The following is a 15536-nucleotide window of genomic DNA, read 5'->3' as shown; positions in this document are numbered from 1 at the left end:
CACCCTAGTCTCACATGACTAGGGTATTTTTATGCAAAGGTTGTTATAAAAATTCAAAAGTGGTAACATAAAAATCAGAAAGATGAGGGATGACGATGAGCCATTTGTTAACGATGAGTGAATTATCGGAAGTAGAAATTTCAGAAATCCTAAAAGATGCAGAAGATTTTGCGAATGGAAAAGAGAGCAAAACGACAGAGCAAACTTTTGTTGCGAACTTGTTCTTTGAGAATAGTACGAGAACGAGATTTAGCTTTGAAGTTGCTGAGAAGAGATTAGGACTTGATGTTTTAAACTTTTCAGCTGATGCATCTAGCGTACAAAAAGGAGAAACTTTATACGATACGATAAGAACACTAGAATCAATCGGAACAAAAGCAGTGGTCATCCGCCACGAGCAAGATCGCTACTTCGATGAACTAAAAGATCAGGTGAATATTCCAATCTTAAACGCTGGAGATGGATGCGGAAACCACCCAACGCAGTGCCTACTCGATCTTCTTACAATTAAACAAGAGTTTGGAAGATTTGAAGGTTTGAAGATTGCAATAGTAGGAGATGTTCGTCATAGCCGAGTAGCACGTTCTAATGCAGAAGCATTAACGAAGCTTGGTGCAACAATTTACTTTGCAAGTCCAGAAGAGTGGAAAGATGAAGACAACACATTTGGAACATACAAACCATTAGATGAACTTGTTCCAGAAGTTGATGTAATGATGTTACTCCGTGTACAACATGAGCGTCATGATCATTATGAAACAGACATTATGAAAGAATATCATGAGAAACACGGATTAACAGTAGAAAGAGAAAAGCGTATGAAAGAAGGAAGCATTATTATGCATCCAGCTCCTGTAAACCGTGATGTTGAAATTGCAAGTGAACTTGTTGAGTGTGAGCGTTCACGCATATTTAAACAAATGGAAAATGGAGTTTACGTAAGAATGGCTGTACTAAAACGCGCCTTACCAAATGTATTAGGAGGAATGAAACATGAATTATTTGTTTAAAAATGGTCGTTATATGAATGAAGAAGGAAAAATCGTAGCAACGGATCTTCTCGTACAAGACGGTAAAATCGCTAAGGTAGCAGAAAATATTACGGCAGATAATGCTGAAGTAATCGATGTGAACGGAAAGTTAATCGCACCTGGATTAGTAGATGTACACGTACATCTTCGTGAACCAGGTGGTGAACATAAAGAAACAATTGAAACAGGTACACTAGCAGCGGCAAAAGGTGGATTCACTACAATTTGCGCAATGCCAAATACACGCCCGGTACCAGATTGCAGAGAACATATGGAAGACTTGCAAAAACGTATTGAAGAAAAAGCTCATGTTAACGTACTACCATACGGAGCAATTACAGTACGTCAAGCTGGTTCTGAAATGACAGATTTCGAAACATTAAAAGAACTTGGAGCATTTGCTTTCACAGATGACGGCGTAGGCGTACAAGATGCGAGCATGATGTTAGCGGCTATGAAACGTGCAGCAAAATTAGATATGGCAGTAGTTGCGCACTGTGAAGAGAATACGCTTATTAATAAAGGTTGTGTACATGAAGGGAAGTTTTCTGAGAAACACGGATTAAACGGTATCCCATCAGTATGTGAATCTGTACATATTGCAAGGGATATACTGCTTGCTGAAGCAGCAGATTGCCACTATCACGTATGTCATGTAAGTACGAAAGGTTCGGTACGTGTAATCCGTGATGCGAAACGCGCTGGAATTAAAGTAACAGCAGAAGTAACACCGCATCACCTAGTGTTATGTGAAGATGATATCCCATCAGCTGATCCTAACTTTAAAATGAACCCACCGCTTCGTGGAAAAGAAGACCATGCAGCATTAATTGAAGGTGTATTAGATGGAACGATCGATATGATTGCAACTGACCATGCACCGCATACAGCGGAAGAGAAAGCACAAGGAATTGAAAGAGCACCGTTTGGAATTACTGGTTTTGAAACAGCATTCCCGCTTCTATACACAAACCTTGTGAAAAAGGGAGTTATTACGCTAGAACAGTTAATTCAATTCTTAACAGAAAAGCCAGCTGATACATTCGGCTTAGAAGCAGGTCGCCTAAAAGAAGGTAGAGCAGCTGATATTACAATCATTGATTTAGAACAAGAAGAAGAGATTGACCCAACAACATTCTTATCAAAAGGAAAAAATACACCATTCGCAGGTTGGAAATGCCAAGGATGGCCGGTAATGACAATCGTTGGTGGTAAGATCGCATGGCAAAAGGAGAGTGCATTAGTATGAAAAGACAACTTATCTTAGAAGATGGAACAGTATTAATTGGAACAGGTTTCGGAGGCGAAATCGAAAAGTCAGGTGAGGTTGTATTTACAACAGGAATGACTGGATATCAAGAAACATTATCTGATCCATCATATTGCGGTCAAATCGTAACATTCACGTACCCATTAATCGGAAACTACGGCATTAACCGTGACGATTTTGAATCCATTCACCCATCTGTAAATGGTTTAATCGTAAACGAAATTTGTGATCATCCATCAAACTTCCGTAATGAAATTTCGTTAAATGATTACTTGAAAGAAAGAAATATCCCAGGATTAGCAGGGATTGATACGAGAAAATTAACGAGAAAAATTCGTCAATACGGTACATTACGCGGACGCCTTTGTAATATGGATGCAGATGTAGAGTACATTGTAAGTCAATTAAAAGCGACAGTATTTACAGATCATGTAAAACGCGTATCAACGAAAGATCCATACCCAAGCCCAGGTCGTGGTCACCGAGTTGTACTAGTAGACTTCGGTATGAAACATGGTATTTTACGAGAATTAAATAAGCGTGACTGTGATGTAATTGTAGTTCCTTACAACACAACAGCAGAAGAAATTTTACGCCTTAGCCCAGATGGAATTATGTTAAGTAATGGACCTGGAGATCCGAAAGATGTATCAGAAGCAATTGAAATGTTAAAAGACATTATCGGTAAAGTTCCTTTATTCGGAATTTGCCTAGGACATCAATTGTTCGCTCTAGCATCAGGTGCAAATACAAGTAAGTTGAAATTTGGTCACCGTGGTTTAAACCATCCAGTAAAAAATCTTGCAACTGGAAAAGTAGCAATTACATCTCAAAACCACGGATACGCAGTAGAAGAAGAATCAGTTGAAAATACAGATCTTGAAATTACACATGTTGCTTTAAACGATGGAACGGTAGAAGGTCTTCGTCATAAGAAGTTCCCAGCATTTACAGTACAATACCATCCAGAAGCTTCAGCGGGACCAGAAGATGCAAATGATTTATTCGAAGATTTCTTAACAATGATTGAAAACTTCAAGAAAGAAGGGGAAGAGTTATGCCAAAACGCCTAGACATTAACACAATTTTAGTAATCGGATCAGGACCAATTGTAATTGGGCAAGCAGCGGAGTTTGACTACTCTGGTACACAAGCTTGTCAATCTCTTAAAGAGGAAGGTTACAAAGTAATCCTTGTTAACTCTAACCCAGCAACAATTATGACGGATACTGCAACAGCAGATAAAGTATACATCGAGCCATTAACATTAGAATTCGTAAGCCGTATTATTCGTAAAGAACGTCCTGATGCAATCCTACCAACATTAGGTGGTCAAACAGGTTTAAACATGGCTGTTGAACTTGCAAAATCAGGCGTACTTGACGAGTGCGGAGTTGAAATTTTAGGAACAAAATTATCAGCAATCGAGCAAGCGGAAGATCGTGATTTATTCCGTACATTAATGCAAGATTTAAATGAACCAACACCACCAAGTGAAATTATTCATAACCTTGATGAAGCATATGGATTTGTAAATGAAATTGGTTATCCAGTAATCGTTCGACCAGCGTTCACATTAGGAGGAACGGGCGGCGGAATTTGCCATAACGAAGAAGAGCTAATTGAAATCGTAACAAGTGGTTTAAAACATAGTCCAGTAACACAATGTTTATTAGAGAAAAGTATTGCTGGCTGTAAGGAAATTGAATATGAAGTAATGCGTGATTCAAATGATAACGCGATTGTAGTATGTAACATGGAAAACATCGATCCAGTTGGTGTTCACACAGGTGATTCGATTGTAGTAGCACCGAGCCAAACGCTAAGCGACCGTGAATATCAAATGTTACGTAACACTTCATTACGAATTATTCGTGCACTAGGAATTGAAGGTGGATGTAACGTTCAGCTTGCGCTTGATCCATATAGCTTCCAATACTATGTAATCGAAGTAAATCCACGTGTAAGTCGTTCATCTGCACTAGCATCTAAAGCAACTGGATATCCAATTGCGAAATTAGCAGCAAAAATTGCAGTCGGCTTAACGTTAGATGAAATTGTAAACCCAGTAACACAAAAAACTTACGCTTGCTTCGAGCCAGCGTTAGACTATGTTGTTTCAAAAATTCCACGTTGGCCGTTTGATAAGTTTGAATCAGCGAACAGAACGCTTGGAACACAAATGAAAGCAACTGGTGAAGTTATGTCAATCGGACGTAACTTAGAAGAATCATTACTAAAAGCAGTTCGTTCTTTAGAGCTTGGCATTTATCACTTAGAATTAGACCACTTAAAAGAACTTGATAAAGAAACGATGAAAAAACGTATCATTAAAGCGGATGATGAACGACTGTTTATTGTAGCAGAAGCAATTCGCCAAGGTGTAACGAAAGAAGAAATCAATGAATGGTGTGAAATGGACTTCTTCTTCTTACAAAAAGTTGAAAACATCGTAAATATGGAACGTGAAGTAAAAGCGAATGTAGGAAATATAGAAGTACTACAAACTGCAAAAGAAATGGGCTTCAGCGATCACTACATTGCAGCAGCTTGGAACAAAACGGAGCGCGAAATTTACGATATGCGTAAAGAAAATAATATGATGCCAGTATTCAAAATGGTAGATACTTGTGCGGCAGAGTTTGAATCTGCAACGCCATATTACTACAGCACATATGCGGACGAAAATGAATCGATTGTAACAGATCGTAAGAGTGTAGTAGTTCTAGGATCTGGTCCGATCCGAATTGGTCAAGGTGTTGAGTTTGATTACGCAACAGTTCACTCAGTATGGGCAATTAAAGAAGCTGGATATGAAGCAATTATCATTAACAACAACCCAGAAACAGTTTCAACAGACTTCAGTATTTCTGACAAATTATACTTTGAACCATTAACGATTGAAGATGTAATGCACATTATCGATTTAGAAAAACCAGAAGGTGTTATCGTTCAGTTCGGTGGACAAACGGCAATTAACTTAGCAGCGAAACTAGAAGAACACGGTGTGAAAATTTTAGGAACATCACTTGAAGACTTAGACCGTGCAGAAGATCGTGATAAATTCGAAGCTGCTTTAACAAAACTTGGCATCCCGCAACCAGTTGGTAAAACAGCAACGACTGTAGAACAAGCGGTAGCAATCGCAGAAGAAATTGGTTACCCAGTATTAGTAAGACCATCTTACGTACTAGGTGGACGTGCAATGGAAATCGTATATCGTCAAGAAGAACTGCTGCACTACATGAAAAATGCAGTTAAAGTTCATGCAGATCACCCAGTATTAATCGACCGTTACATGGTTGGTAAAGAAATTGAAGTAGATGCAATTTCGGATGGTGAGAATGTATTCATTCCAGGTATTATGGAACATATTGAACGCGCTGGAGTTCACTCTGGTGACTCAATTGGAGTATATCCACCACAAAGTTTATCTGAAAAACTAAAAGGACAAATCATTGAACATACAATTGCACTTGGAAAAGGATTAAACATTGTTGGATTACTAAATATCCAGTTTGTAGTATTCAAAGATCAAGTGTACGTAATTGAAGTAAATCCACGTGCAAGCCGTACAGTACCGTTCTTAAGTAAAATTACAGGCGTACCGATGGCGAATGTTGCAACGAAAGTTATTTTAGGGCAAGACCTAGTAGAGCAAGGATACGGAACTGGCTATCACCCAGAAGAGAAAGAAGTATATGTAAAAGCTCCGGTATTCTCATTCGCGAAACTACGCTCAGTTGATACAACATTAGGACCTGAAATGAAATCAACAGGGGAAGTAATGGGTAAAGACTTAACGCTTGAAAAAGCATTATATAAAGGATTAGTTGCTTCTGGAATTAACATCCCAACGCACGGCTCAGTAATCATTACTGTAGCTGATAAAGATAAAGAAGAAGCGATGGAAATTGCAAAACGTTTCCACGAAATCGGCTATAACTTATTAGCAACAGCTGGAACAGCACAATCATTAGAAGAGCAAAATATCCCAGTACAAGTTGTAAACAAAATTGATTCTGAAGACTACAACTTACTAGATATTATCCGTCAAGGAAAAGCACAGTTTGTAATTAACACATTAACAAAAGGTAAACAACCAGCGCGTGATGGTTTCCGCATTCGCCGTGAATCAGTAGAAAATGGTGTGGCTTGCTTAACATCACTTGATACAACGAGAGCAATCTTACGAGTATTAGAATCTATGACATTCTCAGCTCATTCAATGAAAGAAATTACGCAAACAAAGCGTCACGAGGTGGTACATGCATGATGCAAAAGCAAAATATGATCGTCGTTAATCAAAAAGAAATCGCAAAAAATATTTACGAATTAGTGCTTCAAGGAACGTTAGTACAGCAAATGAACGAACCAGGGCAGTTTGTACACATTAAGGTAGCAGAGGGCATTGCGCCCCTTCTGCGCCGCCCAATTAGTATTTGTAATGTAGATCAAGAGAAGAACGAATTTACAATGCTATATCGTGCCGAAGGACAAGGGACAAAAACATTAGCAACTAGAAAACAAGGTGAAATGGTAGATGTACTAGGACCATTAGGACACGGTTTTCCTGTAGAAGAAGCAGAAGCTGGTCAAACAGCTTTACTAGTAGGCGGGGGAATTGGTGTACCACCACTTTATGAATTATCACAGCGCCTCGTTGCAAAAGGTGTACGTGTTATTCACATCTTAGGCTTTCAAACGAAAGATGTAGTTTTCTATGAAGAAAAATTTGCAGAACTTGGTGATACGTACGTTGCAACAGTAGACGGTACACACGGTACAAAAGGATTTGTCACAGATGTAATTGATAATTACGGAATTGACTTTGATATTCTTTATTCATGTGGTCCGTTAGCGATGCTTCGTGCATTAGAAGGACGTTACAAAGAGAAAAAAGCCTATATTTCATTAGAAGAACGTATGGGCTGTGGTATTGGAGCTTGTTTCGCATGTGTATGCCACTTACAAGAAGATCCAAGTGGACATTCTTACAAGAAGGTGTGTAGCGACGGACCAGTATTTCCAATCGGGGAGGTTGTACTATGAACAGATTGCAAGTTGAATTACCAGGATTATCATTAAAAAATCCAATTATACCGGCATCTGGATGCTTTGGGTTTGGTCGTGAATATGCACAGTTTTACGATTTAAGTGTATTAGGATCAATCATGATTAAAGCGACGACAGAACAACCACGTTATGGAAATCCGACGCCTCGTGTTGCTGAAACACCAGGCGGCATGCTAAATGCAATCGGACTTCAAAACCCGGGATTAGACAAAGTAATGAATTCGGAATTACCATGGTTAGAACAATTTGACATTCCAATTATTGCGAACGTTGCAGGCTCACAAGCTGAGGATTACGTAGCGGTTGCGAAGGAAATTTCTAAAGCGCCTAATGTCCATGCACTAGAATTAAATATTTCTTGTCCGAACGTAAAAACAGGTGGTATCGCCTTTGGTACAAATCCTGAAATTGCTGCTGATTTAACGAAGCGAGTAAAAGAGGTTTCTGAAGTACCTGTATACGTGAAGTTGTCACCGAACGTGGCAAACATTGTGGAAATTGCAAAAGCGATTGAAAATGCAGGTGCAGATGGTTTAACGATGATTAATACATTGCTTGGTATGCGTCTAGATTTAAAAACAGCTAAACCAATTTTAGCAAACCGTACAGGTGGATTATCAGGTCCTGCGATTAAGCCAGTAGCAATTCGTATGGTACATGAAGTAAGCCAAGCGGTAAACATTCCGATTATCGGAATGGGTGGTATTGAGACAGCGGAAGATGTAATTGAATTCTTCTATGCTGGCGCAAGCGCAGTTGCAGTAGGTACAGCGAACTTTATTGATCCGTTCGTATGTCCGACAATTATTGAAGAGTTACCAGCATTACTAGATGAATTAGGATTTGATCACATTTCGGAATGTCAAGGAAGGAGCTGGAAGCAAACATGTCACAGTCGTTAATCGTTGCATTAGATTTTCCAGGGAAACAAGATGTAGAACAATTCTTGCGCCACTTTGAAGGGGAAGAGTTATTTGTCAAAGTTGGTATGGAGTTATTTTACAAAGAAGGCCCTGCGATTATTACGTACTTAAAAGAAAAAGGACATAAGATTTTTCTAGATTTAAAACTTCATGATATTCCGAATACAGTAAAAAGCGCTATGCGTAGCCTAGCTAGTCTAGATGTTGATATGGTAAATGTTCATGCTGCAGGGGGAAGCAGTATGATGAAAGCTGCGATTGAGGGATTAGAGGAAGGTAAGCAAGAAGGAAAAGAGAGACCGATTTGTATTGCAGTTACACAACTAACAAGCACTTCAGAAGCTATGATGAAAAAAGAGATCGGCATTGAGAAAACGTTAGAAGAAGCGGTTGCTCATTATGCAAAACTAACGAAAGAAAGTGGACTTGATGGCGTTGTTTGTTCAACACTTGAAGTTCCAAAATTACGTGAAGTATGCGGAAATGAATTTGTAACAGTAACACCGGGGATTCGTCTTGCAAGCGATGATGTAAATGACCAGGTGCGCGTAGCAACACCAAAACGTGCGAGGGAACTTGGCTCAAGCTACATCGTAGTTGGACGTAGTATTACAAAAGCAGAAAATCCGCTTGAAGCGTATAAAACAGTAAAACAACAGTGGGAAGGTGTAACAGTATGAAAAAAGAAATCGCATCGCATTTATTAGAAATTGGAGCAGTATTTTTACAACCGAACGATCCATTCACATGGTCTTCAGGTATGAAATCACCAATTTATTGTGATAACCGTTTAACTTTATCTTATCCAAAAGTACGTCAAGCGATTGCAGCTGGATTAGAAGAGTTGATTAAAGAGCACTTCCCAACTGTAGAAGTTATTGCAGGAACAGCAACTGCTGGTATTGCGCACGCTGCATGGGTAAGCGATCGTATGGATTTACCAATGTGCTACGTACGTAGTAAAGCAAAAGGTCACGGTAAAGGGAACCAAATCGAAGGAAAAGCTGAAAAAGGTCAAAAAGTAGTAGTAGTAGAGGACCTAATTTCAACTGGCGGTAGTGCAATTACATGTGTAGAAGCACTTCGCGAAGCTGGCTGTGAAGTATTAGGGATCGTATCAATCTTCACATACGAGCTAGAAGCAGGAAAAGAAAAGTTAGAAGCAGCGAACGTAGCATCATATTCTTTAAGTGATTACAGTGCATTAACTGAAGTTGCAGCAGAAAAAGGTATGATTGGACAAGCTGAAACGAAGAAATTACAAGAGTGGCGTAAAAATCCAGCTAACGAAGCTTGGATCACAGCGTAACACGAAAAAAGACGACCGCGGGGGAACGCGGTCGTTTTTTATATCATTGTTATAATTTCATGTAACGAACAGATAGTAGGAATATCGTACTTGATTTGTGAGTTATCCCGATTCAACCATATCCCTTGCATCCCAGCTGCTGTACTACTAATCGCATCAGTCTCTAATCGATCGCCAATATAATAGCAATCTTTCATTTCAAGATTCGATTGTAATACACTTCTGTGAAAAATTTCAGGATCTGGTTTCGATATCCCAAATTCACTAGAAGTAAATATATATTTGAAATATTGTAGAATGTTTAGAGTAGTTAACTTTTCGACTTGTTGCTCATATTCACCATTACTAATGATACCTAATGAGTACCCTTTTTCCTGCAAGGTCTGTAATGTATAGTTTACATCTTCAAATGCGGTCCAGTTGTTCTTATATAGTTCTATATATTGATTGAATTTATGCTGAGATTCCTCGGGGGATAAGTTTACTCCATATGCTTTAAATAAATGATACATTCGCATCCTTTGTTGTTCCTGAAAAGATAATTCTTTGGACAAAAATTTGTTGAAATATTCTTCTGATAATTCATGCCAGACTTTCGTTGCCTCTAATTCATTGCCTGAAAAAATAGTATTATATATTTGAAAAAAATCTATAATACCATTTCTTTCTGCAGCCTCATAATCAAGTAAAGTTCCATCAATATCAAAGAAAATCATATTACAATCTCCTTAACTACTTAGCGCTTTCTGCAAGCTCATATCCTCTTACAAACAATAAAGTCATATAAGAAACAATAAATGAGAAGATGCTGTACATGCCAACCCAAAAGAAAAATTTTGGAGTAAAGGCGATAACACCTATTATTAAAAAACTAGCAAACGTTACAATCGGCATTACGTAATACGTTTTCGTCTTGCGCGTTCCAATAACAGAAACGATAAAGATAAGTAATGGACAAATTAATAAGACGAAAATCAATTCATTCATAGGTATGTCCCCTTTTCTAATTGCAGTAATCTGTTTCTCGTAAACGTTTTGAAATAATTACTCTCCTAATATAATTTCGCTAAGTAATAACGAATCCCTCTTGAAAACTGATAATTCATGATGAATTTTACAAGCAAAAAACGTAAGCAAGAGAACACTTGCTTACGTTATAGAATAAACATCGCAACGATCGTGGTGACAATTAAACCGATAACAACCGGTAAAAAGTTTCGGCGTGCAAGTTCAAATGGATCGACTTTACAAATCGCAGCAGCAGGAATAAGTGCCCAAGGAATTAACGTCCCGCCCCCGGTCCATATAGCTGCAATTTGCCCGAGTGCTGTTAATGTAGCTGTTCCATGGCCAAGTGCTGTTCCAAAAAGATTGGCAATGGAACCAGCAAGTGATATACCTGAAAAACCTGATCCATCTAAGCCGGTAATGACACCAACGATGGTTAATGTCCCTGCCGATACATATTGATTTAAAGGAACAGTTTGAGATAAAGCGATGCCTAAGTCGTTAATGATTCCGTGTGAACCTTTCGGTAAATAGTCCCCGATAATTTTTACAAATCCACTATCTCCTAAATAAAAGAGTGCAGCGATAGGAATAACTGGTCCGAAAATTTTAAAGCCAAATTGGAGCCCTTCTATGAAATAATCGGTCGTTTTATTCAGTCCATTTCCTTTGTAGGCGATGAGGGAAATGATGATAATCATAATAACAGTCGTTCCGCCGATAAGTGCAGTTGCGTCGCTTCCTTGTAATTTAAATTGAATCATGCAAAGGATATCAATGATATATATGATAGGGATACAAATAGCGAGCCATTTTTTTATGCGAGAAGATAATGAAGTGAGCGTTTTAGAAGACTCAGTTGATGGAATAGCTTCTTGTATAGATAAGCCTGTATGAAACTCTTTTCGTAAGAAGAAAAAAGCGACAGAAGTTGTAACAATGCCCATAACGATAACGAGTGGAACACTTGCAGATACGATGCTGGAAACAGGGAGACCAGCCGCGTCTGCAGTTAATTTCGGTGCACCTTGAATAACGAAGTCTCCAGATAAGGCGATGCCGTGTCCAAATAAGTTCATAGCAATTGCAACCCCAATTGGAGGAAGGCCGACACGTACAGCAACCGGTAATAAAATAGCTCCCATTAAGGCGACAGCTGGAGAAGGCCAAAAGAAGAAAGAAATGGTCATCATTAAAAGGCCGATAATCCAGTAGGCGAGTGTAGGTGTACGAATCATTTTTGTAAATGGTGAAATCATCGTATCATTTATGCCAGTATGAACGAGTAAATTGCTCATTGATACGATAATGGAGATGATTAATATAGTTGGTAATAGCTCAGTAATGGCGTAAATGAAACTTTGAAAAATTCCGCTAATGGCAAGAGGGATAGAACTTGTTGCAGTTAATGCTAATAAAAAGATAAAAACGATACAAATGATAGTCGTATCTTTTCGGAGAATAAAAAAGGTAATAATAGTGAGTAAACAAATAATGTAGAGAGCGTGTAATAGCGTTAATTCAACTCCCATAACATTCACATCCTTTAGGCATTCGTGTAGTGTATTGTATGAAAGCAGTGAAAGTATGTGAGTATAGGAAAAAGAAAAAAATTTCATGTACTGTAATGGTGAGAACGATAAATGGATGTTACAATACAGTTAATCCTAAAAAATGAATAAAAGAAAGTGCCACCTTATATGGTGGCACTTTCTTATTTTACTGCATGAGCTTTTTGCATCTTTTTAATTAAACGAATTTGTCCACGATGATTGATTTCATCTTCAAAAACGTGAAACCACTTAAAATAGTTATTTGCTGGTTTGTCATACCAAAAGTCTGTCGTTTTAAATAACCATTCATCAGGTAACGATTGAAAAGTCTCGATTGTTTTGGAACGTACTTCTTGTAATGTATTTATGTAAAATTCTATAGCGTTTCCTTTTATTTTCTCACGTCCAAGATCGCCTAATTCAATGCCAGGTAACCAGCGTTCTAATTCAGCCTCCGTTGGTTCACGGTCTTCAAAAGTATGAATCTGGTAGTAAAATTCAATAGCGGCCATATGGTACAATAACATGCCAATTGAATTTGTGTCCTTATCATATAAATAATCAAGTTCCTCAATTGTTAAACCTTCCACCCCTTGCATTGTTGTATAGCGAGCGTAATTCATCATGGAAACAAGATTTGAAAATTCAGGCTGTAACCCATCTATCTTATCAATTACAAAATTCAATTTAAATTCCCCCTCTTAAACGATGACTCCAGAGAAAGAATTCTATGTGCAACGAAAAACTCCTTTAAAAAAGGTCGTGATTTCAACAAGGAATAACAATTAGTTCTCGATTTGATTTTGTAATAACTTCATATCCATCTTTTGTAATGACGATATCATCTTCAATTCTACAACCGCCCCAGTTCGGAATGTAAATACCAGGTTCAACTGTAACAACCATACCTTCTTCTAAAGTAGCCGTACTTTCTTGAGATAAGCGAAGAGGTTCATGTATTTCTAACCCAAGACCGTGCCCAGTAGAGTGGCCAAAGTATTGACCGTATCCATGTTCTGTAATGTAATCCCTCGTTATATCATCGATACTTTTCGCAGTTTCTCCAGGCTTAATCGCTTCAGTCCCACGTTTTAACGCTTCTCGTACAACATTGTATATTTTTTTGAATTCTTCCGATGGTTCCCCTATTGCTACAGTACGTGTTATATCGGAACAATATCCGTCGTAAAGTGCACCGAAGTCTAATGTAACGATATCCCCTCGTTCGATTATTTTATTTGATGCAACTCCATGGGGAAGTGAAGAACGAACGCCTGAGGCTACAATGATTTGGAATGAAGAAGATGTAGCCCCTTTTTTTCGCATGAAAAATTCTAATTCATCTCGTACAGCATTTTCACTTATTCCTGGTTTTAGAAACGTAAGAATGTGGTGAAATGCTTCGTCCGCGATATTAGCTGCAATTTTCATTGTTTCTATTTCAGGCGTGTCTTTAATGATACGAATATTTTCGATAATTTCGCACACTTGAATCATTTCCGCCTGTACGTATTTTTGCAAGTTTTTATATTGTTGCAATGTCATGTTGTTTTCTTCAATTCCAAGTTTTTGAATGTTTAATTTCGATACTTGATGTGCAATTTCTTTTTCTAAATTTCCTTTATGCATAATAATTTCAGCATCTTTTATTTGTGATTTCGCTTGATCTACATAGCGGAAATCAGTGATAAAAACAGCTTGATCGGCAGAGATTAAGACGACGCCAGCACTACCTGTAAAGCCTGTTGCGTATTGACGGTTTTCTTTCTTTGTAATAAGTAACCCGTCGATTCCGTAATTATGTAGTTGTTTTTGGATGTTAGTTATTCTTATATTCATTTTAATTCCTCCTTTTTACATTAATAAAGCAAGAATTGTGCCAATATATTTATTTAGAATAAAAGAGAAGAGGGTAGCTGTGTGTCAAAAAAACTAGACGGATGTAAAATAAATATATATAAAATTTTTACAGTAAGTTTTTATGTGAATGAACAATAATGTAAACTTGCAAACAAAATCTTTTTAATTTAAATATTATATTTTTTGTATAAATAAATTAAAAAATTGGTATAATAAGGGATTGTTACGTTTTTTTGTAGGTAAAGAGATGTAACGAAAAAATTGGGTTAAGGAATGTGAATGTATGAAGAAATTAAGTAAAGTAATGTCATTTTGTTTGGCCGCTAGTATGCTTGTTATAACGGGGTGTGAAACAAGTGAAAACAAAGTTCAAGTGAATAAAATGATTGACCAGCTTGATGAAGCGCCAGAAGTGACAGAAAAAGAAGCAAAAAAGATTGTAAGAAAGAGTGTAGATGGAATAGCAAACGCGTTTAGTGAGATGGAAAAAGAAAATGGATGGAGCCGAAATAATCCTGGGGATTTAGAGACAGTTAAAAAAGGAGTTAAGGGATTAGTGTCAAAAAAGTTTGTAGAGAATCAGCTTCCTGAATTGCTTAATAACTTTAATAGATCGAGAGAGACTGATATGTTACCATTCCCAAATTATTTTCAATCTGAAATAAGATTTTCTTCTTCACAAGATAAAGAAAATTTAACGGTACATACATTAAGTTTAGAAGATGAAATAGGTCATGCGGCCCAAGAATGGGAATTTCATTTGGTGTATAAAGAAGGGGAATGGTTAATGGATAAATGGTCATTCGTTTTTCCTGAAGATTTAAAACTTACAAAAGAAGAAGCAAATAGAATTTTACAAATGCCAGACGATAAGAATGTGTCATTTGTAAGTGAAGAAAATAGTGGCGATAAGAAATATATATTCAAAGATAGTAACGGATTAATTACTGTAAATGCGAAAACATCTCTTATTTCATACAATGTAGATGAAAATAGGTATGAAAAAGTAACGAAAGAAAGAAATATTCAAGAAACAGAACAAGTACAGAGAAAGGATTCCAGTGCGTATACAGGCTCAAAAGACGAGAAACAATCGCAAAAAGAATCTTCTTCAAAGATAGATAGAGCAAATGTTTTAAGCGAATTAGCTGCTATAGATAAACAAGAAAAACATACGAATGCTATGTCAACCAATGATATAGTAAATGAAATAGAAGGAAATTATGAACTGTGGGATAATAAACTAAATGAAATTTACAGTACATTAAAAAGTACGATGTCAGCTGATGCGTTCCAGTCGTTAAAAACGAAACAAATTGCGTGGGTTAAAGAAAAAGAAAGTAAAGTTAAAGCAATTGGTACTGATACAAATAACGGAACGATGAGGCGTATCGAAGCCTCAGAAGAGAAATATAAGATGACAAAAGCAAGGTGTTATGAATTAGTAAATGGGTATATGAATTAGTGTGAACGAATATAAAAAAATGCGTTGCTTATAAGCAACGC

The 15536-nt window shown here is 37.4% G+C and carries 14 protein-coding genes and 1 pseudogene; 10 read left to right on the top strand and 5 right to left on the bottom strand.

Going from position 1 to position 15536, the window contains the following annotated elements:
- Positions 1–95 precede the first annotated feature (95 nt).
- Genes pyrB through pyrE form a run of 8 tightly spaced genes read left to right on the top strand, consistent with a single transcriptional unit; the run spans position 96 to position 9609 of the window.
- Entirely contained in the window at positions 96–1010 is a 915-nt protein-coding gene (pyrB, locus tag D1166_RS07165; RefSeq protein ID WP_000018849.1) for an aspartate carbamoyltransferase, read from the top strand.
- Positions 994–2280, top strand: coding sequence for a dihydroorotase (pyrC, locus tag D1166_RS07160; RefSeq protein ID WP_097856059.1), 1287 nt, complete (start codon positions 994–996; stop codon positions 2278–2280). The genes pyrB and pyrC overlap by 17 nt, the downstream gene beginning before the upstream one ends.
- Positions 2277–3374 (top strand): carbamoyl phosphate synthase small subunit, encoded by a 1098-nt coding sequence (locus D1166_RS07155; protein WP_000828684.1) that lies wholly within the window; start codon positions 2277–2279, stop codon positions 3372–3374. The genes pyrC and D1166_RS07155 overlap by 4 nt, the downstream gene beginning before the upstream one ends.
- Positions 3359–6577 (top strand): carbamoyl-phosphate synthase large subunit, encoded by a 3219-nt coding sequence (carB, locus tag D1166_RS07150; RefSeq protein WP_097856060.1) that lies wholly within the window; start codon positions 3359–3361, stop codon positions 6575–6577. Before D1166_RS07155 ends, carB begins: the two co-directional genes overlap by 16 nt.
- Positions 6574–7353, top strand: coding sequence for a dihydroorotate oxidase B electron transfer subunit (pyrK, locus tag D1166_RS07145; RefSeq protein ID WP_000983359.1), 780 nt, complete (start codon positions 6574–6576; stop codon positions 7351–7353). The genes carB and pyrK overlap by 4 nt, the downstream gene beginning before the upstream one ends.
- On the top strand, positions 7350–8279 hold the full coding sequence (gene pyrD, locus D1166_RS07140) for a dihydroorotate oxidase B catalytic subunit (protein WP_097796334.1): 930 nt from the start codon (positions 7350–7352) through the stop codon (positions 8277–8279). Before pyrK ends, pyrD begins: the two co-directional genes overlap by 4 nt.
- Positions 8264–8980, top strand: coding sequence for an orotidine-5'-phosphate decarboxylase (gene pyrF, locus D1166_RS07135; RefSeq protein WP_000083496.1), 717 nt, complete (start codon positions 8264–8266; stop codon positions 8978–8980). The genes pyrD and pyrF overlap by 16 nt, the downstream gene beginning before the upstream one ends.
- Positions 8977–9609 (top strand): orotate phosphoribosyltransferase, encoded by a 633-nt coding sequence (pyrE, locus tag D1166_RS07130; RefSeq protein WP_000711449.1) that lies wholly within the window; start codon positions 8977–8979, stop codon positions 9607–9609. The genes pyrF and pyrE overlap by 4 nt, the downstream gene beginning before the upstream one ends.
- A gap of 38 nt (positions 9610–9647) precedes the next feature.
- Here the strand turns inward: pyrE and D1166_RS07125 are convergent, their stop codons facing one another.
- From D1166_RS07125 to D1166_RS07115, 3 genes are all read right to left on the bottom strand, one after another.
- On the bottom strand, positions 9648–10325 hold the full coding sequence (locus tag D1166_RS07125; RefSeq protein WP_097856061.1) for an HAD family hydrolase: 678 nt from the start codon (positions 10323–10325) through the stop codon (positions 9648–9650).
- A 16-nt stretch (positions 10326–10341) separates the two neighbouring features.
- The gene (locus D1166_RS07120) at positions 10342–10596 is read right to left on the bottom strand and encodes a YbeF family protein (RefSeq protein ID WP_001003933.1); all 255 of its coding nucleotides are present in this window, start codon (positions 10594–10596) and stop codon (positions 10342–10344) included.
- Positions 10597–10763: 167 nt separating this feature from the next.
- A complete protein-coding gene (locus D1166_RS07115) occupies positions 10764–12149 on the bottom strand; it encodes a hypothetical protein (RefSeq protein ID WP_000537865.1) in 1386 nt (461 codons plus the stop codon).
- A gap of 38 nt (positions 12150–12187) precedes the next feature.
- On the opposite strand from D1166_RS07115, the pseudogene D1166_RS32145 reads away from it, so the two are divergent.
- A pseudogene (locus D1166_RS32145) lies at positions 12188–12289 on the top strand (YoqO family protein); the annotation flags it as partial.
- 42 nt (positions 12290–12331) lie between these two features.
- Here the strand turns inward: D1166_RS32145 and D1166_RS07105 are convergent.
- Together D1166_RS07105 and D1166_RS07100 are read right to left on the bottom strand one after the other, a co-directional pair.
- Complete coding sequence (locus tag D1166_RS07105; RefSeq protein ID WP_001012043.1) at positions 12332–12856, bottom strand: DinB family protein; 525 nt, start codon at positions 12854–12856, stop codon at positions 12332–12334.
- An 82-nt stretch (positions 12857–12938) separates the two neighbouring features.
- The gene (locus D1166_RS07100) at positions 12939–14009 is read right to left on the bottom strand and encodes a M24 family metallopeptidase (RefSeq protein WP_001026209.1); all 1071 of its coding nucleotides are present in this window, start codon (positions 14007–14009) and stop codon (positions 12939–12941) included.
- A gap of 304 nt (positions 14010–14313) precedes the next feature.
- Here D1166_RS07100 and D1166_RS07095 point away from each other — a divergent pair, with 304 nt between their 5' ends.
- Entirely contained in the window at positions 14314–15495 is a 1182-nt protein-coding gene (locus D1166_RS07095; protein WP_000736527.1) for a lysozyme inhibitor LprI family protein, read from the top strand.
- The last annotated feature ends 41 nt before the right edge of the window (positions 15496–15536 follow it).

It is taken from the genome of Bacillus sp. ISO11, assembly GCF_003458115.1.
In the GTDB taxonomy this organism is placed as follows: Bacteria; Bacillota; Bacilli; order Bacillales; family Bacillaceae_G; genus Bacillus_A; species Bacillus_A cereus.
This window is presented reverse-complemented; position numbering and strand designations above follow the sequence as displayed.